Source organism: Metabacillus sp. KUDC1714, assembly GCF_014217835.1.
Lineage (GTDB): Bacteria > Bacillota > Bacilli > Bacillales > Bacillaceae > Metabacillus > Metabacillus rhizosphaerae.
Window position 1 is genome coordinate 2,172,853 of the sequence record NZ_CP055263.1, and the last position, 19,758, is coordinate 2,192,610.

18 protein-coding genes are annotated in these 19,758 nt (G+C 36.3%); 15 read left to right on the top strand and 3 right to left on the bottom strand.

Features of this window, described 5'->3' with window-relative positions:
- Nucleotides 1-5 precede the first annotated feature (5 nt).
- From iolE to HUW50_RS10400, 9 genes are all read left to right on the top strand, one after another.
- The gene (gene iolE, locus HUW50_RS10360; RefSeq protein ID WP_066332358.1) at nt 6-908 is read left to right on the top strand and encodes a myo-inosose-2 dehydratase; all 903 of its coding nucleotides are present in this window, start codon (nt 6-8) and stop codon (nt 906-908) included.
- A 49-nt stretch (nt 909-957) separates the two neighbouring features.
- Nucleotides 958-1,986: a bifunctional inositol 2-dehydrogenase/D-chiro-inositol 1-dehydrogenase gene (locus tag HUW50_RS10365; RefSeq protein WP_066332355.1), complete on the top strand. Its 1,029-nt coding sequence runs from the start codon at nt 958-960 to the stop codon at nt 1,984-1,986.
- Nucleotides 1,987-2,025: 39 nt separating this feature from the next.
- Nucleotides 2,026-2,877, top strand: coding sequence for a 2-keto-myo-inositol isomerase (iolI, locus tag HUW50_RS10370; RefSeq protein WP_185653883.1), 852 nt, complete (start codon nt 2,026-2,028; stop codon nt 2,875-2,877).
- 71 nt (nt 2,878-2,948) lie between these two features.
- Nucleotides 2,949-3,830: a class II fructose-1,6-bisphosphate aldolase gene (gene fba / locus HUW50_RS10375; protein ID WP_185653884.1), complete on the top strand. Its 882-nt coding sequence runs from the start codon at nt 2,949-2,951 to the stop codon at nt 3,828-3,830.
- Between the two features lie 161 nt (nt 3,831-3,991).
- Nucleotides 3,992-5,014 carry a LacI family DNA-binding transcriptional regulator gene (locus tag HUW50_RS10380; protein ID WP_157094385.1) on the top strand — a complete coding sequence of 341 codons (1,023 nt, stop codon included), beginning with the start codon at nt 3,992-3,994 and terminating at the stop codon, nt 5,012-5,014.
- A 237-nt stretch (nt 5,015-5,251) separates the two neighbouring features.
- Entirely contained in the window at nt 5,252-6,274 is a 1,023-nt protein-coding gene (locus tag HUW50_RS10385) for a LacI family DNA-binding transcriptional regulator (protein WP_185653885.1), read from the top strand.
- Between the two features lie 493 nt (nt 6,275-6,767).
- Complete coding sequence (locus HUW50_RS10390) at nt 6,768-8,228, top strand: CoA-acylating methylmalonate-semialdehyde dehydrogenase (RefSeq protein ID WP_066332339.1); 1,461 nt, start codon at nt 6,768-6,770, stop codon at nt 8,226-8,228.
- A 66-nt stretch (nt 8,229-8,294) separates the two neighbouring features.
- Nucleotides 8,295-9,491 (top strand): MFS transporter, encoded by a 1,197-nt coding sequence (locus tag HUW50_RS10395; RefSeq protein ID WP_066332337.1) that lies wholly within the window; start codon nt 8,295-8,297, stop codon nt 9,489-9,491.
- Nucleotides 9,492-9,546: 55 nt separating this feature from the next.
- Nucleotides 9,547-10,428, top strand: coding sequence for a sugar phosphate isomerase/epimerase family protein (locus HUW50_RS10400; RefSeq protein WP_066332334.1), 882 nt, complete (start codon nt 9,547-9,549; stop codon nt 10,426-10,428).
- Between the two features lie 257 nt (nt 10,429-10,685).
- On the opposite strand, the gene HUW50_RS10405 is transcribed toward HUW50_RS10400, so the two are convergent.
- Nucleotides 10,686-10,919, bottom strand: a complete 234-nt coding sequence (locus tag HUW50_RS10405; protein ID WP_066332324.1) for a hypothetical protein — start codon at nt 10,917-10,919, stop codon at nt 10,686-10,688.
- 366 nt (nt 10,920-11,285) lie between these two features.
- Here HUW50_RS10405 and HUW50_RS10410 point away from each other — a divergent pair, with 366 nt between their 5' ends.
- The 4 genes from HUW50_RS10410 (at nt 11,286) to HUW50_RS10425 (ending at nt 16,400) form a co-directional block, all read left to right on the top strand.
- Nucleotides 11,286-12,113, top strand: a complete 828-nt coding sequence (locus HUW50_RS10410) for an MIP/aquaporin family protein (RefSeq protein ID WP_185653886.1) — start codon at nt 11,286-11,288, stop codon at nt 12,111-12,113.
- Nucleotides 12,114-12,259: 146 nt separating this feature from the next.
- Entirely contained in the window at nt 12,260-13,774 is a 1,515-nt protein-coding gene (gene glpK, locus HUW50_RS10415) for a glycerol kinase GlpK (protein ID WP_066332302.1), read from the top strand.
- Nucleotides 13,775-14,051: 277 nt separating this feature from the next.
- Nucleotides 14,052-15,743, top strand: coding sequence for a glycerol-3-phosphate dehydrogenase/oxidase (locus HUW50_RS10420; protein ID WP_185653887.1), 1,692 nt, complete (start codon nt 14,052-14,054; stop codon nt 15,741-15,743).
- Between the two features lie 105 nt (nt 15,744-15,848).
- A complete protein-coding gene (locus HUW50_RS10425; protein WP_066332291.1) occupies nt 15,849-16,400 on the top strand; it encodes a glycerol-3-phosphate responsive antiterminator in 552 nt (183 codons plus the stop codon).
- 133 nt (nt 16,401-16,533) lie between these two features.
- On the opposite strand, the gene HUW50_RS10430 is transcribed toward HUW50_RS10425, so the two are convergent.
- Together HUW50_RS10430 and HUW50_RS10435 are read right to left on the bottom strand one after the other, a co-directional pair.
- The gene (locus HUW50_RS10430; RefSeq protein ID WP_185653888.1) at nt 16,534-16,917 is read right to left on the bottom strand and encodes a cytochrome-c oxidase; all 384 of its coding nucleotides are present in this window, start codon (nt 16,915-16,917) and stop codon (nt 16,534-16,536) included.
- Between the two features lie 228 nt (nt 16,918-17,145).
- A complete protein-coding gene (locus tag HUW50_RS10435) occupies nt 17,146-17,466 on the bottom strand; it encodes a thioredoxin family protein (RefSeq protein WP_185653889.1) in 321 nt (106 codons plus the stop codon).
- A 327-nt stretch (nt 17,467-17,793) separates the two neighbouring features.
- On the opposite strand from HUW50_RS10435, the gene HUW50_RS10440 reads away from it, so the two are divergent.
- Nucleotides 17,794-18,558, top strand: a complete 765-nt coding sequence (locus HUW50_RS10440; RefSeq protein ID WP_066332263.1) for a GTP cyclohydrolase II — start codon at nt 17,794-17,796, stop codon at nt 18,556-18,558.
- Entirely contained in the window at nt 18,551-19,645 is a 1,095-nt protein-coding gene (gene ribD, locus HUW50_RS10445; protein ID WP_185653890.1) for a bifunctional diaminohydroxyphosphoribosylaminopyrimidine deaminase/5-amino-6-(5-phosphoribosylamino)uracil reductase RibD, read from the top strand. Before HUW50_RS10440 ends, ribD begins: the two co-directional genes overlap by 8 nt.
- Nucleotides 19,646-19,758 lie beyond the last annotated feature (113 nt).

Below are 19,758 nucleotides of genomic sequence, written 5' to 3' on the forward strand. Positions count from 1 at the left end.
TAGTTATGAGTAATCAAAAGATTAGTTGGGGCATTGCTCCTATTGGATGGCGAAATGATGACATTCCGGAAATTGGAAAAGAAAATACATTGTCACACCTATTAAGCGATATCGTTGTAGCTGGATTTCAAGGTACTGAAGTTGGTGGTTTCTTTCCTGAAGCAAAGGTGTTAAATAAAGAGCTAAAGCTGCGAAACTTACGTATAGCTGGTCAATGGTTTAGTAGTTTTCTTATCCGTGATGGGCTTGAAGAGGTAGCTAAAGAATTTCATAAGCATTGTGCTTATTTACAGGAAGTAAATGCAGCTGTAGCAGTTGTATCTGAACAAACATATAGCATCCAAGGTACAGATAAGAATGTCTTCACTGAAAAACCGACATTCACTGATGAAGAATGGATTGGATTATGCCAAGGACTAAATGAACTTGGGAAAATCGCTGAACAATATGACTTAAAATTAGTATTTCATCATCATATGGGTACTGGTGTTCAAACAATCGAGGAAATTGATCGCCTTATGGAACATACAGATCCAAAACATGTACATTTACTTTATGATACAGGTCATATTTACGTGTCTGATGGTGATTATACAGCTTTATTAAATAAGCACATTAAACGTATCAAACATGTTCATTTTAAAGATGTGAGAGCAACAATCTTAAAACAATGTGAGGACAATGGTCATTCCTTTTTACAATCCTTTTTAAATGGCATGTTTACTGTACCAGGTGATGGATGTATCGATTTTACAGAAGTATACCAAGTTTTATTGGATTACAACTATCAAGGATGGGTTGTAATTGAAGCTGAACAAGATCCATCCATTGCCCACCCATTGGAATATGCTTTGATAGCAAGAAAATATATAGACGAAAAAATACTTAAAAAAACAGCTTTGGCGTAATCAAAGAAACATAAACGAATACAAAGACAAAATCAGTGGAGGAAATAAAATGACAATTAGGTTTGGAGTTATTGGTACTGGTGCAATTGGTAGAGAACATATTAAGCGTATTCAAAATAAATTATCCGGTGGGGAAATTGTCGCCGTGACTGATGTTAACCAAGCTTCTGCAAAAGATGTCGTTGAAAGATTTGAATTAGATGCAGCGGTTTATCCTGATGATAAAGCTCTTATTTCAGCTGAAAACGTTGATGCTGTTCTGGTAACAAGCTGGGGCCCAGCACATGAAGCAAGTGTATTGGCTGCAATTGAAGCAGGGAAATATGTATTCGTTGAAAAGCCGCTTGCGACAACAGGAGAAGGGTGCATGAGAATTGTCGAAGCTGAAATGAAACATGGAAAGCGCCTTGTTCAAGTAGGCTTTATGCGCCGTTATGATAGCGGTTATGTACAATTAAAAGAAGCGATTGATAACAACTTCATTGGAGAACCTTTAATGATTCGTTGTGCACACCGAAATCCAGAAGTAGGTGAAAACTATACAACTGATATGGCTATTCATGATACGTTAATTCATGAAATTGATGTTCTGCATTGGTTAGTCAATGATGATTATAAAACAGTGCAGGTTACTTATCCGAAGAAATCAAAGCATGCATTAGAGCATCTTAAAGATCCACAAATTGTAACATTAGAAACAAATGGTGGTATTGTCATCACTGCTGAAATATTTGTTAATTGTAAGTATGGATATGACATTCAGTGTGAGGTAATTGGTGATGAAGGAATTGTAAGCTTACCAGAGTTCCAAAGTATTTCCTTCCGCAAAAATGCTACATTTGGTACGAACGTGTTAAATGATTGGAAGGATCGATTTATTGATGCGTATGATAAAGAATTACAAGACTTCATGGATTCAATTAAGAAAACAGGTGAGCCAAACGGACCAACTTCATGGGATGGATATATTGCAGCTGTAACTGCAGATGCAGCGATTAAAGCACAGGATTCAGGTGAGAAGGAAGTTGTTTCGCTTGTAGAAAAACCAGATTTCTATAACCAGTATCAAACAATCTAAATACTAAATTATTTATCAAATCTAAGGAGGGGCATAACTATGAAATTATGTTTTAATGAAGCTACTACATTAGAAAATTCTAATCTTGCAAAGGACTTAGAATTTTGTGAGAAACACGGTTATGATTATATTGAAATCCGTACGATGGACAAATTGCCAGAGTACTTAAAAGATCACTCAATTGATGATTTGGCTAATTATTTTCAAACAAATCATATTAAGCCTTTAGCTTTAAACGCCTTAGTTTTCTTCAATAATCGTGATGAAGCAGGATATAAGAATATTATTAATGAATATAAGGATATGTTGGAGGTTGCTAAAAAGATAGGAGCTCAATATATTGTAGCGGTGCCATTAGTTACCGAAGAAAAGATCTTGAAAAAAGATATAAAAAATAGTTGTGTTGAAGTGTTAAAAGAGCTTTCTGATCTTGCCGAACCATATGGAGTTAAAATAGCATTGGAATTCGTTGGTCATCCACAATGTACAGTTAATACATTCGGGCAAGCGTACGATATTGTTGAGGCTGTAAATCGTGAAAATGTTGGAGTAGTTTTTGATTGCTTCCATTTCCATGCGATGGGATCTGATTTTGCCGATCTTAATAAAGCTGATATCTCTAAAATTTTTATTTTGCATATTGATGATACTGAAGATTTTCCAATTGGCTTCTTAACTGATGAAGATAGAGTGTGGCCTGGTTTAGGTGCAATTGATTTAGATCGTATGCTTTCAATATTGAAAGAAAAAGGGTATTCAGGAGCTGTTTCAGTTGAAATATTCAGACCAGAATATTATAAGTTAGGCGCTGAAGAAGCAATTAAAACTGCTAAAGAAACAACACTTGAAGTTGTTTCAAAGCATTATGATCTAGGGATAGCTGCCAAATAAATATCTTTCAATTAGATGGTTGCTAAAATTACGCTATCAATAGGATTTTTGTAAGAAGAGAGGTGATCAACGTGACATTAGTCTCTATGAAAGAAATGCTTCTGAAAGCAAAAGAAGGTAAATATGCTGTAGGACAATTTAACATAAATAGCTTACAGTGGGCACAAGCAATCTTACAAGCTGCTGAAGAAGAAGGTGCACCTGTTATTGTTGCGGCTTCTGATAGACTTATTGATTACCTAGGTGGGTTTAAAACAATTGCTGCAATGGTAAAAGCACTTATGGAAGAAATGTCTATTACAGTTCCAGTTGCTTTACATTTAGATCATGGAATGAGCTTTGATAGATGTAAGCAGGCAATAGATGCTGGATTTACGTCAGTTATGATCGATGGATCCCATTACTCTATTGACGAGAATATTGCAATGACCAAACAAGTTGTTGATTATGCTCTTACTAAGCAAGTATCTGTTGAAGCAGAGGTAGGCACTGTGGGTGGTATCGAAGATGGACTTGTAGGTGGAGTGAAATATGCAAATCCTAAAGAGTGTTTGCGTATCGTTGAAGAAGCGGGAATAGACGCATTAGCGGCAGCGCTTGGATCTGTTCATGGGCCATATCAAGGTGAACCAAAGCTTGGCTTCGATGAAATGAAGCAGATTTCAGAATGGACAGGTATCCCTCTAGTTCTTCACGGAGGTTCTGGTATACCCTCTTATCAAATAAATCGAGCAATTGAATTAGGTCACGCTAAAATCAATGTTAACACTGAATGCTTACAAGCGTGGACGCAAGCTGTTCGGGATAGATTGAGTAATGATAGCGAAGTTTATGATCATCGGGCGATAACAACACCTGGAAAAGAAGCGATTATCGCAACAGTCAAAGGTAAAATTAGCGAATTTAATGCAACGAATAAAGCAAAAGAATTTAGTGTGAGTAATAAAGGGTAAAATAGGGGCTATCTTATTTATGAATAAGATAGCTCTTTGCTTTGCGAAAGTCTTATAAAATAGTATAATTGGTATGAAAACGATTTAGTTTTACTTTTTTTACAGGTTAGATTGTTATCTTTCCACTACATCGTTTTTTAGTAAAGGTGAGTGAATAGAAGATTATGAAAATGAGCGATGTGGCAAAATTAGCAAATGTATCGCCTGCAACAGTATCTAGAGTCCTTAGTAATCCAGAATTAGTGAGTAAGGAAACGAGACAAAAGGTCTTAGATGTCATAAATGAAGTCAATTACAAACCCCATATTGTTGCGAGACAATTTAGAACGAAGGAAACGAAAATTATCCTTGTTGTTGTCCCAGATATCACAAGCGCTTTCTTTTCAAAGGTGCTGCGTGGGATTGAACATGTAGCCGTTAACAATGGATATCAGGTAATTTTAGGGGATACAGAAAATGATATTGAAAGAGAAAAGGAATATATTAATTTATTGCTTCAAAAGCAAGCAGATGGGATGGTTCTCTTAACAGCTAGACTTAATAAAACTAACCTAGAAGAGATTTCTGAACATTTTCCAATGGTGCTTGCTTGTGAGTACATGGATGGATTAAATGTTCCGACAGTATCAATAGATAATATTAGTAGTGCAAGAAAGGCGACCGAACATTTAATTAAGCTAGGTCATACGAAAATTGCACATATTACGGGTCCAATTAATGTTATATTGAGCCGAGATCGGATGAGGGGTTATCAGCAAGCGATGATGAGCCATGAATTAGATATTGACTCAGCATACATTCAAGAAGGAGATTTTAGTTTTGAATCAGGTTATAATCAAACACTAAAATTATTAGCATTAGAAAACCCACCAACTGCAGTTTTTGCTTTTAATGATGAGATGGCCATGGGAGCAATTAAAGCTGCGAAGGATAGTGGTCTGAAAGCTCCAGAGGATTTAGCTGTGGTGGGCTTTGATAATGTTAAAATGTCATCTGTAATAGAACCTAATTTAACCACGATTAACCAGCCTAAATATGAAATAGGCAAAAAGGCAATGGAGTTATTGCTGAAATTAATAAATGGGGAATCTATAAATAAGAAAAAGTTTGTCATGAAGGATGAATTGATCATAAGGGAATCCTGTGGCTCTAATCCTGATTTGAAGGAACAAACAAAAATGTAGGCCATGAGATGTTGAAGCAGTATGTGTTTCTTCTGCCTCATGGTTTATTCCTTTTTTTTTTGGCCTTTTAAAAGTAATCGTTTACAATAAATTGTGTATCAATTAAAATTAATAATGACGATACATAATATTTGTTACTCTTATATTAGTATATAGATGCAGACAAAATGCGCCAATAAATGAAATCGTTTACAGTGCTGTTTGTATACATTTAATGAAGGTGGGCGATATGAAAATATGAAAATGAGTGATGTGGCAAAATTAGCAAATGTATCGCCAGCAACAGTTTCAAGAGTCCTTTCTCATCCAGAGCTCGTAAGTACTGAAACAAGACAAAAGGTCTTGGATGTCATTAATCAAGTGAATTACAAGCCCCATATTGTTGCGAGACAATTTAGAACAAAGGAAACAAAGATCATTCTAGTTGTTGTTCCAGATATCACAAGTGCATTCTTTTCAAAAGTACTGCGTGGGATCGAGCATGTAGCTGTTAACCATGGATATCAGGTTATATTAGGCGATACTGAAAATGATATTGAAAGAGAAAAGGAGTATATTAATTTATTGCTACAAAAGCAAGCAGACGGAATGGTTCTTTTAACAGCAAGACTTAATAAAGCAAACTTAGAGGAGATATCAAATCATTTTCCAATGGTACTTGCATGTGAATACATTGATGGTTTAAATATTCCTACTGTATCAATTGATAACATTAGTAGTGCAAGAAAAGCAACCGAACATTTAATTAAACTTGGTCATACGAAAATTGCGCATATTACAGGTACTATAAATGTGATATTAAGCAGAGATCGAATGAGAGGGTATCAACAAGCGATGATGAGCCATGATTTAGATATCGACTCAGCATACATCCAGGAAGGTGATTTTAGCTTTGAATCAGGCTATAATCAGATGTTAAAATTATTAGCACTCGAAAACCCGCCAACAGCGGTTTTTGCCTTTAACGATGATATGGCAATGGGAGCAATTAAGGCTGTGAAAGACAGTGGTTTGAATGTTCCGAAGGATCTAGCGGTGGTGGGCTTTGACAATATTAAAATGTCATCTGTCCATGAGCCTAACTTAACAACAATAGACCAACCCAAATACGAAATTGGTAAGAAGGCAATGGAGATGCTGATTAAATTAATAAATAAGGAATCTATTCATAAGAAAAAGATTGTCATGAAGGATGAATTAATCATTAGAGAGTCCTGTAGTTCTGAATCAAAAGTTAGAGAATCGTTAGAGGTCATATAATACTATCCGATTGCTGATAGACGTTTACTAATTGAACTAAAAGTGAATCAACGCATAATTTTAATTGAAATCGATTTCTGCTTTATTAATTAGAGAATCAAAAGGAATAGACCATTTACTTTAGTAAATCATCAAATTGAAATGAACCCTATTTTGGTTGTAAACTGTATGATCAACCACTAAGAAAATGTATGGTTCATCTCGGTTTCTTGCTACATTCTAAAAAAAAAATTAAAAAGTTATAAAAGGAAAAAATAATAAAAAAGCGTTTACAAAAGTAAATTGATGAGATAAAATGGGTCTTGTAAGTAAGAAAAAAATTCTTTTTAACTGAAATCGATTTCATTAAATCGTCAAACATTGTATTGCGTGAGTTATGATCTACCTCGTTGTCATTTGTATAAGTTAAGTAGAATAATAACTTATATAAATGGCAGAATTAATGAGGGTAGCATGTAGTAATAGAAATTAAAAAATGAGAGGAGTCATTATTATGTCAAACACAGTGACAGTACAAAACCTAAAAAACTATATCGGTGGTCAATGGGTAGAATCAACATCTGGAAAAACAGAGGTAGTTCCAAATCCAGCAACGGGTGAAACACTAGCACATGTACCTCTTTCAAGCCGTGAAGATGTAGATAGAGCGGTAGAAGTGGCATCAGAAGCATTCAAGACTTGGAGTAAAACTGCAGTTCCTCGCAGAGCACGTATTCTATTTAAATACCAACAATTACTGGTAGAAAATTGGGACGAACTTGCTCGCTTAGTAACAATTGAAAATGGAAAAAGTTATAACGAAGCATACGGGGAAGTTTTACGTGGGATTGAATGTGTTGAGTTTGCAGCAGGAGCGCCTACACTAATGATGGGAAAACAGCTTCCAGATATCGCGACAAATGTAGAGTCTGGGATGTACCGCTATCCAGTTGGAGTAGTAGGCGGAATCACACCTTTTAACTTCCCGATGATGGTACCATGCTGGATGTTCCCATTAGCAATTGTTTGTGGAAATACGTTTGTGCTTAAGCCATCAGAGCGTACGCCTTTGCTCGCGAATCGCCTAGCTGAATTGTTTACAGAAGCTGGACTACCTGAAGGTGTTTTAAACATTGTACATGGTGCACATGATGTAGTTAATGGCTTGCTTGAACATCCTAAAGTGAAAGCAATCTCATTTGTAGGTTCTCAGCCAGTTGCTGAATATGTGTATAAAACTGCTTCAAATTATGGTAAGCGCGTTCAAGCTCTAGCTGGAGCAAAAAACCACTCTATCGTTATGCCTGATGCGGATCTAGATGGGGCTGTTAACCAAATTGTCAGCGCAGCTTATGGATCAGCAGGTGAAAGATGTATGGCGGCAGCAGTTGTTGTTACTGTTGGAGAAGTAGCGGAACCATTCATGGAGAAGTTAGTTGAAGCTGTAGATAACATTACAATTGGGAATGGAATGGATGAAGGTGTATTCCTGGGTCCTGTCATTCGTGATTCTCATAAGGACAAAACAGAAAAATACATTGAAATTGGTGAAAAAGAAGGTGCTACATTAGTACGTGATGGACGTAAAGCTGCAGCAGCTGCTGGTAATGGATATTTTGTCGGACCAACGATTTTCGATCATGTCAAAACAGAAATGACAATTTGGAAAGAAGAAATCTTTGCTCCAGTACTATCAGTTGTTCGAGTAAATTCACTTGATGAAGCGATTGCTTTAACAAATGAATCAGACTTTGCGAACGGGGCATGTATTTATACAGCAAGCGGAAGTAATGTTCGTAAGTTCAGAGAAGATATCGACGCAGGTATGCTCGGCGTTAATTTAGGAGTTCCAGCTCCTATGGCATTCTTCCCATTCTCTGGCTGGAAAAAATCATTCTATGGTGATCTTCATGCTAATGGTACAGATGGAGTTGAGTTCTATACACGCAAGAAAATGGTAACCGCTCGTTGGTAATTTCTCTGAAGGTACCTAGGCTTAAAAACCTGGTACCTTTCTTTTAAGAAAACATGGAGTGATAATTTGAGTTCTCTTTATTCTGTTAAAGATAAATATATTTTTTTAATTGTTTCTTTTGCGCTTTGGTTCTCGCATTTTATTTACCTTCCTATTTTGACTCCTTATATAGAAACGATGGGAGGTAAATATATATTTATAGGAATTGTTTTGAGTAGCTATGGACTTATGCAATTTTTATTTAGACTTCCCATTGGGATTTATTCTGATCTTTTTAGATTAAGAAGGCCGTTTATAGTAGCAGGGATGCTGATAAGTACAACTAGTTGTTTAGTATTTGCATTAACAGATAGCTTAGGATGGGTACTTATAGCCCGTTCTCTCGCAGGTATTGCAGCAGCAACATGGGTTGTGTTTACTGTATTATATTCTAGTTATTTTGTTGATCGTGAAGTTCATCGAGCAATGAGCAGCATTTCCTTTGTTGTTGTTTTAGCGCAACTCATCGGTATGAGCCTAAGCGGTATTATTGTAAATGAATGGGGATGGCGTGCTCCATTCTGGGTAGGTGGAATTACTAGTGTTATGGCTGCCATACTTTCTCTCTTTATTTATGAGAACAAAGAAGTGAATGCGAGCGTGCCAGTAAAAGTTAAAGACCTTACATCGGTCATAAAAGAACCAATGCTTATAAAAGTTTCTTTGTTGTCTATTTTGGCCCACAGTATTATTTTTACTACGATGTTTGGTTTCATTCCCGCCTATGCCTTAAAGATTGGTATTCACGCTAGTGATATTAGTTTGATTGTGTTTTCATTTATGATTCCACATGCTATAGCGACACTATTTATGGGGAAAGTTATTGTACCGCTGTTAGGTAAATGGAAGTCCTTAAATATTGCTTTTCTTGCATCAGCATTTTTTACGCTTATAACACCTTTTATGGAATCAAAAGGATTGCTAATGATCATTCAAGGCTTTAATGGATTTTCTCTCGGAATACTATTTCCACTCCTGTTAGGATTAGCAATTGAATCAATTTCACATAAAAAAAGAGCAACTGCTATGGGTGTATATCAAGCGTTATATGCACTTGGTATGTTTTCAGGACCTTTTATAGCAGGTGTTTTAAATTCAGGTTTTGGAATTACTTCAGGGTTTTACTTTACTGGTATATTAGGATTAATAGCCAGCATTTTAATTATTACTTGGAGTAGAAAAGAAGCTATTGCGCTTAAAGAGCATCGCAGTATTAGTAGTTGAATCCATATATAACTTGTAAATTTAATAGGAACATTGAAAAAAGGAGATGTTTAAATTGCGTTTAGCATATGATCCGTCACATTATCGTGATAATACAAATTTAAAAGATACGATCGATGCAGTTGCTAGATTAGGGTATGAATATGTAGAGTTTTCACCGCGTAAAGATTTTATTTGGTTTTATGAATATCCAAAGGTTGATAAGCAGCTGATAAAAGATTTAAAAAGATATTGTTTAGATGCCGGAGTTAAAATCTCTTCTGTACTACCAGTTCAACAATGGTCTTCACCCATTGAAGATGAACGTCAAGCTGCAGTGCGGAATTGGAAGCGTTGTATTGAAATCACTTCTGAATTAGGAGTAGATTTAATGAACAGCGAATTTGCTGGCGACAAAAGCCGTCCGGTTGAAAGTGAAGCTGCTTTTGTTAAATCTATGGAAGAGCTAATGCCACTTTTTGAAAAAGAGGGTATTAAACTTAATTTACAATCGCATCCTAACGATTTTATTGAGTTGAATACAGAAGCCATTAGAATGATTCGTGCACTAGATAAAGATTGGATCAAGTTGGTATATTCTGTTGCACATGCTTTCTTTTATGATGATGGTGTTGGCGATGTAGAGAAACATTTGGAAGAAGCGGGAGATTTACTTGCTCATGTTCTAATTGCTGATACTCTTAATCATAAAGCAGCATTTGGATTACGATATATTGTTAATCCTCCTAATGCAAACGTAACTATTCACCAGCATTTGAACCCTGGTGAAGGGGAAGTAAACTTTGAAGCATTATATCGGAAATTAAGAGAAATGAAATTTGACGGAATTTTAACAAATTCAGTATTCGCTTATCCTGATAAATCAGAATGGTCTAATGAAGTAACACTGAAATCCATTAGAGAGGGATTAAAAATTAAAGAGGGATTAAATATTTAATACGTGGATAAGGTAATCGAACTAGGATATGAGTTCATCGAGCTATCATCTCGAGAAGGTTTCATGCAACAGTGTATCAACATTTGGATATCAGTTAAGGCGATATTGATTGGGACGTACTTTTCTCATAATTATGTGAAATCAAATAAAGGTGCTAGAAAATAAGATGAAATTAGCTTTAGGGTCCTATACAACTTCCACAGGTCATACTGTCATAATCGCTATCGTTTCTATGCCTCTAATCACTTGTTCTGCTATTAAATAATTGGGATACAATTTAATCTACAAATAAAAGAACCATTCTCATCATAATTAATTTGAGAATGGTTCTTTCGGTGCTTTCCTTGCATATGGGTTAATGCTTCTTTTTTTGTTTTTGTCTGACGATTGTATGGGTTAAACCCGCCCCAATCATTACGTCTGATCGTAACATCCAATTTACCTTCTCGAACTTGTTTCTCCCTAATTTTTCTTGCTTTTGATTTGGCCATATTTATTCACACTCCTTGGATTGGCTAGTGACCACCAGTATGGTCACCTAAATTATATAATGATTCGAAAAATAAAAGGCAACAATTTAAAAAAGTTTTGCTGGAAAATTAGAGAAACATTTTTTTATCTATCTTAAAAATTCAATGAAAAGAGCGTTTACAAAGTAAAGTTTCTACTCTATAATAACACTACAAGTTAAGAAACGTGCTGATGAGTCATTGAGAGACAGCTTATTGTGTTAAAAAGGAGATTATTGCCTTTTTTTAATACATGAGCTGTCTTTTTTTGACTTTTTCAGCCACTATCTTCGGGCATGTGATTTTTGTGGGTAATAGAACTATTTTAAAAAACAAGGGGGCTTTTCTATGTCACCTTTTCTAGGTGAAGTTATTGGTACAATGATACTAATTATATTTGGTGGCGGTGTTGTTGGTGGCGTCGTACTTAATAAATCAAAGGCACAAAATTCAGGGTGGATTGTTATAACCATGGGGTGGGGTTTTGCTGTAGCTTTTGGTGCATACGCAGTTGGAAGTGTAAGTGGTGCTCATTTAAATCCAGCAGTTACAATCGGGTTTGCTTCAATTGGGGAATTCCCTTGGGCGGATGTTCCAGCATATGTTGCAGCTCAAATTATAGGTGCTTTTATTGGAGCTACAATCGTATGGTTGTATTATTATCCCCACTGGAAAGCAACTGAAGATCAAGGTGCAAAATTAGCGGTATTTTCAACAGATCCAGCTATCCCACATACTCCATCCAATTTAATAAGTGAGGTTTTAGGGACAGCAATATTAGTATTCGGTTTATTGTCAATTGGAGCAAATGAGTTCACAGAAGGGCTTAATCCAATAATTGTTGGTTTCTTCATAACAGCTATTGGTCTTTCACTTGGTGGGACAACAGGGTATGCGATTAATCCAGCACGTGATTTAGGTCCGCGTATTGCCCATTTTTTATTACCGATAGCGGGGAAGGGAACTTCAAATTGGAAATATGCTTGGATTCCTGTGGTGGGGCCAATCTTAGGTGGTGTGTTAGGTGCGCAGTTTCACCAAGCACTATTTGTTAGTGGATCAATAAATGCATTATATATACTAATAGGTGTACTAGCCGTTATCGTTTTAATTGCTAGGGTGTCTAATACTAAACGAGTAGTGCATACTAATTCTACTCATTTGAATGAAGGATAATCTAGGTACTGTTGTAGGGGAAACGGACCAAGGATCAAGCTATAGGATTATATAGGAAAATAGCTCATGCAAATAAAGGAATAGAGATGTGGAAACAGGAAGTAGTATATATAAATAAAAAAAGAGAGTTATAGGGAGGATTAATCATGGGAAAAAAATATATATTATCATTAGATCAAGGAACAACTAGTTCTAGAGCAATTCTATTTAATAAAAATGGGGAAATTGTCGATGCAGCACAAAGAGAATTTACACAATATTTTCCTAAGCCAGGCTGGGTTGAGCACAATGCACAGGAAATCTGGAGTTCGATTTTAGCGGTCATTGCAGAGGTCCTTACAAAAACGAATGTATCTGCAAATGAAATTGCTAGTATCGGGATTACAAATCAGCGTGAAACAGCGGTCGTATGGGATCGTGAAACAGGTAGACCAGTTTACAATGCAATTGTTTGGCAATCAAGACAAACTGCAGACATTTGTGAAGAATTAATAGAAAAGGGCTACAATGATCTATTTCGAAATAAAACAGGTTTGTTAATTGATGCATACTTCTCAGGAACAAAGGTTAAATGGATTCTTGATCATGTTGAAGGGGCAAGAGAAAAGGCGAATCAAGGGAAATTACTTTTTGGAACAATTGATACATGGTTAATTTGGAAGCTCTCTGGTGGGAAAGAGCATGTAACAGATTATACAAATGCTTCAAGAACTCTCATGTATAATATTTATGATTTAGCTTGGGATGATGAGTTGCTCGAAATTTTAGACATACCAAAATCTATGCTTCCAGATGTGCGTTCATCTTCAGAAGTGTATGCTGAGACGGTAGATTATCACTTTTTTGGCGAAGCAGTTCCGATAGCAGGAGTGGCTGGTGATCAGCATGCAGCTTTATTTGGTCAAGCGTGCTATGAAAAGGGAATGGCTAAAAATACGTATGGCACAGGCTGCTTTATGTTAATGAACACAGGGGAAAAAGCTGTTCCTTCTGAAAATGGGTTGTTAACAACGATTGCATGGGGAATTGATGGCAAAGTAGAGTATGCATTAGAAGGTAGTATTTTTGTAGCGGGATCAGCTATTCAGTGGCTGCGTGATGGTTTAAGAATGATAGATGATGCACCTGCAAGTGAAGGGTATGCTTCAAAGGTCGAATCGACTGATGGTGTTTATGTCGTACCGGCATTTGTTGGCTTAGGTACACCGTATTGGGACAGTGATGCAAGAGGTGCCATATTTGGCTTAACTCGTGGTACATCGAAAGAACATTTTGTCCGCGCGACACTTGAATCACTCGCTTATCAAACAAAGGATGTATTGAAGGCGATGGAAGCTGATTCTGGTATCGAATTAAAGAAGCTACGTGTAGATGGTGGCGCTGTAAAGAATAATTTCTTAATGAATTTTCAAAGTGATATTTTAAATGTAGCTGTTGAACGCCCTGTAATTAATGAAACGACTGCTTTAGGAGCGGCCTATTTAGCAGGACTTGCAGTTGGTTTTTGGAAGGATCGAGAAGAAATTTCTAAACAGTGGAAAGTAGAAGAATCATATGAACCAACGATGGATGAACAGCAAAGAAATTCACTGTATGGTGGTTGGAAGAGGGCTGTTGAAGCTACAATGGGATTTAAGCCAAATAAAAATAGGGAACAGTGAAACTTATTCAACAGAGGCTTTCATCCCCTGTTGAATGTTTATTGAGCTTATCGGCTATATACCCTCTGGTTTTAACAATTTTCATGAAAAGTATTGATAATAAATAGATATAATGTAAAATAAGTATATATTATAAAAATAGCCAAAATACAAGTTAATAGATAAGGTCTGAGAATTTGAGGGGACCACAACAAAACTGTAAATGATTTAGTTACAGTTGATGTTGTGGTCCCTTTTTATTCGTTCTTAAGCCCTTTAACGGAAAGGATGGAAAAAAATGAACGAATTTTCTAGCTTAAAACGATCAACATATTTAAATGAGATGGAGAAGCAACCGTTAGATTTACTAGTCATTGGAGGGGGAATAACTGGCACAGGAATCGCTTTAGACGCTCAATCACGTGGACTAAGAACAGGCTTAATTGAAATGCAGGATTTTGCGGCAGGAACATCCAGCCGTTCGACAAAACTTGTACACGGAGGTCTACGTTATTTAAAACAGCTAGAAGTGAAATTAGTTGCAGAAGTGGGGAAAGAGCGTGCGATTGTCTATGAAAATGCCCCACATGTTACTACACCAGTATGGATGATGCTTCCGATTATCGAGAATGGAACATTTGGTAAGTTTTCAACATCAATTGGGCTTAAAGTTTATGATTTCTTAGCAGGTGTCAAACGATCAGAGCAACGTAAAATGTTAAATAGTGCTGATACCCTTTCAAGGGAGCCATTGTTACGAAAAGAAGGGCTAAAAGGGTCTGGGGTGTATGTTGAATATCGAACAGATGATGCCCGTTTAACGCTAGAAGTGATTAAAGAAGCTGTTAATCGGGGGGTTTTAGCCGTAAATTATACAAAGGCTGAAAAATTCATCTATGAAAAGGGAAAACTAGTAGGTGTGCAAATAAATGATCAATTATCGGGTGAGAAGAAAAAGATTTATGCAAAGAAAATTGTCAATGCAGCTGGTCCTTGGGTTGATACGTTACGAGAGAAAGATCAATCTAAAAAAGGAAAGTATTTACACTTAACAAAGGGGGTTCACCTTGTCATTGATGGATCTAAATTTCCACTTAAAGAGGCTGTATACTTCGATACACCTTTTAACGATGGGAGAATGATGTTTGCCATTCCTCGAGCTGGAAAAACATATGTTGGAACAACAGATACGAATTATAAAGGATCAATTGTTCACCCACGAATGACAGCAGAAGATCGAGATTATATTCTTGAGGCTTCAAATTTTATGTTCCCTAACCTAAACTTGGTAGCAGGTGATGTTGAATCAAGTTGGGTTGGTCTTCGCCCGTTGATCCATGAAGAAGGAAAAGATCCGTCAGAAATCTCAAGAAAAGATGAGATCTTTTTATCTGAATCTGGACTCATTACAATTGCAGGTGGAAAACTAACGGGCTACCGAAAAATGGCTGAAAGTGTCGTTAATCTAGTGTTGTCGCAAATAAGTGGGAAGAGTAAAGGTTTTCCGAATTGCTCTACAGACCGTATTACTCTTTCTGGAGGGAATGTTGGTGGTTCGGCAGGTTATTCAAGTTTTATTCAAGAAAAAGTAGCTGAAGGAATAAAGCTAGGTTTAACAAAGGATGAAGCGGAAAAGTTAGTGAAACGATATGGTTCTAATATTTCTTACGTGTACGATGTTATCCGACAAAGTGGTCATCAAGCTGCGGAATCTGACTTATCAGTAGAGGTTTACGCGTCACTTCTATATGGGATTCATCATGAGATGGTTACAACATTAAGTGACTTTTTTATTCGTAGAACAAGCGCTCTATTATTTGATATTAATTGGGTTCAAAAATGGAAAGAGCCAGTTAGTCGATATATGGCTACTCTTCTAAGCTGGTCAAAAGAAGAAGAAATTCGTTATCTTGAGGACTTAGAAAAATACATTCATGACGCAGTCGTTCCCCTTGATAATGAGGAGCAACCGTATATTCAAAGCATATAGCCTCTAAATAATCATCCCATTATTGATGGCGAACTTCTTTTAATTAAAAAGCCGGATCTTTTCTTGAAGCAATAAATGCTTAAGGTAAGGGAAAGGAGGGGCAAAATGGATTTTAATGGGCAACAAGTGTTACCAGCGATAAAATCAATGAAGGATTTTGAAAATGTTTTAACAAGTAATATAGAGTATATTGTGATGTTGGAAGTTCATATTTCCCAATTAGAAAGCATCATGAGATATGCTAGAGGTCATTGTAAAAAAGTTCTATTACATGCTGATCTCATTCAAGGGTTGAAAAATGATGAATATTCTTCAGAATTTCTTTGTCAAAAAATAAAGCCTGACGGGCTAATTTCAACCAGAGGTAGTGTCTTAAAAACAGCAAAGAAAAATGGAATTCTATCAATTCAACGCCTATTTTTATTAGACACGATTGCAATCGAAACAAGTTATAAATTAGCTGAAAGGGTTCATCCTGACTTCATAGAAGTTTTGCCTGGCTGTGTTCCTCATCTCATTGAAAAGGTCAATATAGAAACAGGGATTTCAGTTATTGCAGGGGGTTTAATAACTAAAAAGGAAGAGATTAATAGTGTTTTAGCTTCTGGTGCTAAAGCAGTAACTACTTCTAGAAAAGATTTGTGGTCTATATCCTGATTTCCTTGCTATTCGAGTATAATCTCTAGTGTTTACCTACTGGTGAATGATAAAAATACAGTTAAAAGGGTATGCATCACGAAAACAATGCATACCCTTTTAGTTATGATTTAGTCGTACGCTTTTGCCGGTTCTAACTAGAGAGGTTTTCCTTTTTTACATGACGAAAGACATTGATTAAAAATAAAATAATACCTATTAAGACAAGATTTGAACCAATGATTGGTAGCACAGTCAATGCGTCATTCTCTAAGAAAACAATCAAAAACACGCCAGCAGTTAAAAAGGGAGTTCCAATGTTATGAAGCCAAAAATGTGTTTTCGCTAATTTTGTTTCACCTGCTTTAGGATAGAAATGATATATGAGTCCGAATAGTGCCATGGATGCCCAGCCAAGTAGGTTTACATGAGCGTGAACAGACGTATAGCTGAAATTATGAGTGATACCCATAATGTATCCGATGGATACGCCAATGACTAAATAAACAACAGCTATCTTGAAAAACTTAGTCCCCATATAATCTCCTCCTTAATTTGTGCTTCTATTTATCTTACATACAAATCAAGTAGGATAGAACTAAATATTTATGAGAATTAAATAATTTACAGTTAAATAGTATTAGAGGAATTGATCTATATTTACTATATATTAGGGAAAGTAAAACTGGGAGAGTTCAATTGAAGGTAATTCCAAATGTAAAAGAGCCTGTTCACATTATTAAATGGTGTGTCAGGCTCTTTTCTGTTATTTAAAAGAATCCGATAAAAATTCAACTACCTGTTCAGGCGTTTTTGCGTTCGCGCTATGTAGGTGCGCTTGCTTTTCTCCATCTTTAAACACTAAAAGACTTGGAATCCCCATCACATCGTATTTCTCGGCTATTTCCGGAAACTCATCCTTGTCGATTTCGTACATTGAAACATTTTGTACTTCTTCAAATACTGTTGGAAGAAACATATCCATTCGTTTACAATCAGGACACCAGTCTGTGACAAATTTTATAACTACAGATTCCTTACTAGAGATTAATTTTTGAAATTGATCTTGAGTTTTTACTTGTTCCATTGTTATCACCTCAAAGCTATTTTAACCAATAAGTAAAGAAAAAACAGTAATCTAGCTTGTATTATCCAGATTTAATATTATCTTCCTTATAAATAGCTCATCTAAAGTGACGATTAAGGTTAGCAGTAGTCATTTTCACAACACAATTCACAAATGGTAGTAGCTGCTAAGTTTAATAAAGGTGTTAGGTAAAAGGAATAGAGGAGAACCCCTAATACTTGACGTATCTGACTGTCGAATATATACTTACTTACAATAAGTAAGTTAAGAGGCTATTGGAGATTTCATATAGATGCTAAAATATTTATTGTAAGAGGAGGAAGGACTATGATCATCGAAAAAACGACAGAAAGCCCGTTAAACAAAATAAAGGAAAAGGTACAAATTGTTACTCATGGTGACAGGTCTACATTTATTGTTGGACCAATTAATCTCCCAGTTCAATTGGATGGAGAGACAGTGTTCTTTAAGTGGTATAGCTGGTTAGATGTTCAAATGATTGAAGGGGTGCAAGCTGAGGATCAAGTGGAAGAATTGATTAAAAGCCTGCCAGAGGCTAATTTAGCGAATAACCAACAATCAAGTGTTTTAGTCTACGGAGACTTTGAGTACGCAGAAGACGCACTAATTCGTATGCATAGTATTTGTCATACTGGAGATATTTTTGGTAGTAAGAGATGTGATTGTGGTTTCCAATTAAAACAATCAATGAAAATGATTTCCGAGCATGGGGCTGGGGCACTTTTCTATCTTGCTAATCATGAAGGTAGAGGGATTGGATTATTCAGTAAAGCACTTGCGTACCTACTGCAAGAAGAGGGCTTAGATACTGTTGAGGCGAATGAGCATCTAGGTTTTGTGGATGACTCCAGAAACTATGATGAAGCGATTAGAGTATTAAAAACACTTCGTCAATTACCTGTTACATTAATAACGAATAACCCAAATAAACTTAAGGCCTTGCAGAGTTCAGGTGCAAACGTTTCAGGTCGAATTCCGTTATGGGGAGATATTTCAAGGTATAATAAACATTATCTAGAAACGAAAATGGAGAGAGCTGGTCATTTTAGAGGAGGCTATCCGATTGAGTGAACATGAGTTTTATATGAATTTAAGCCTAAATAATGCAAAGGCAATGAAGGGTCAGACTGAACCAAATCCACTTGTAGGGGCGGTTGTCGTCAACCATAACCGAATAGTAGGTGTGGGTGCTCATTTAAAGGCAGGAGAACCTCATGCGGAAATTCATGCATTACGGATGGCAGGAGAACAGGCAAGGGGAGGGACAATATATGTAACTCTTGAGCCTTGTTCACATCATGGGAGAACTGGCCCTTGTGCCGAGGCAATTGTAAAGGCTGGAATAAAAAAAGTAATTGTTGCAACATTAGATCCAAATCCCGTAGTAGCAGGAAGTGGAATTTCAATTTTAAAGAATGCAAATATTGAAGTCCTAGTTGGGGTTTGTGAAGAAGAGTCTAGAAAAATGAATGAAGTATTTAATAAGTTTATTGTTAAAAAGCAGCCGTTCATCACTTTAAAATCAGCAACGACGCTAGACGGTAAGATTTCATCATCTACATGGGACAGCAAATGGATAACCTCAGAGGATGCGCGTAAAGATGTTCATCAGCTACGCCATGAGAATGTAGGGATTCTGGTAGGAGTTCATACAGTGATTAAGGATGACCCGGAATTAACAACAAGAATTCCAAATGGTCGAAATCCAATCCGGATCATTTTAGATAGCAAGCTACGTATTCCTTTAGATTCTAAAGTGGTAACAGATCAAAAAGCTCAAACGTGGATTTTTACTTCAAAACAATATTCAGTAGATACAAAGAAAAGGCTTGAACAACTAGGTTGTAAAGTATTTATTACAAGTGGTGTGAGCCGCGTTGATTTACATGATACGCTGACAATTTTAGGAGAGCACTCTGTATCATCAGTTCTAATCGAAGGTGGCGGTGAAGTGAATGCATCCTTCTTGGCTGAACAATTAGTTGATAAACTGGTTCTCTATATAGCTCCTAAATTAATTGGTGGAAAGCAATCACCCGGTTTTTTTGCAGGCACAGGGATTGAAAAAATGGCTGATGCAATAGACCTTGCTGAAATGGACATTCAAAAGATCGGTAAGGACTTTAAGTTTACGGGCTATCCATTATACAAAGCTTAATATACAAGGAGTAAAAACACTATCAATGGAGTAACAAGCTCTAAGATAGTGTTTTTCTAATTCGTAAGTATTGCTATAACTATCAATATAGAGTAAAATAATAAAACCAAGTA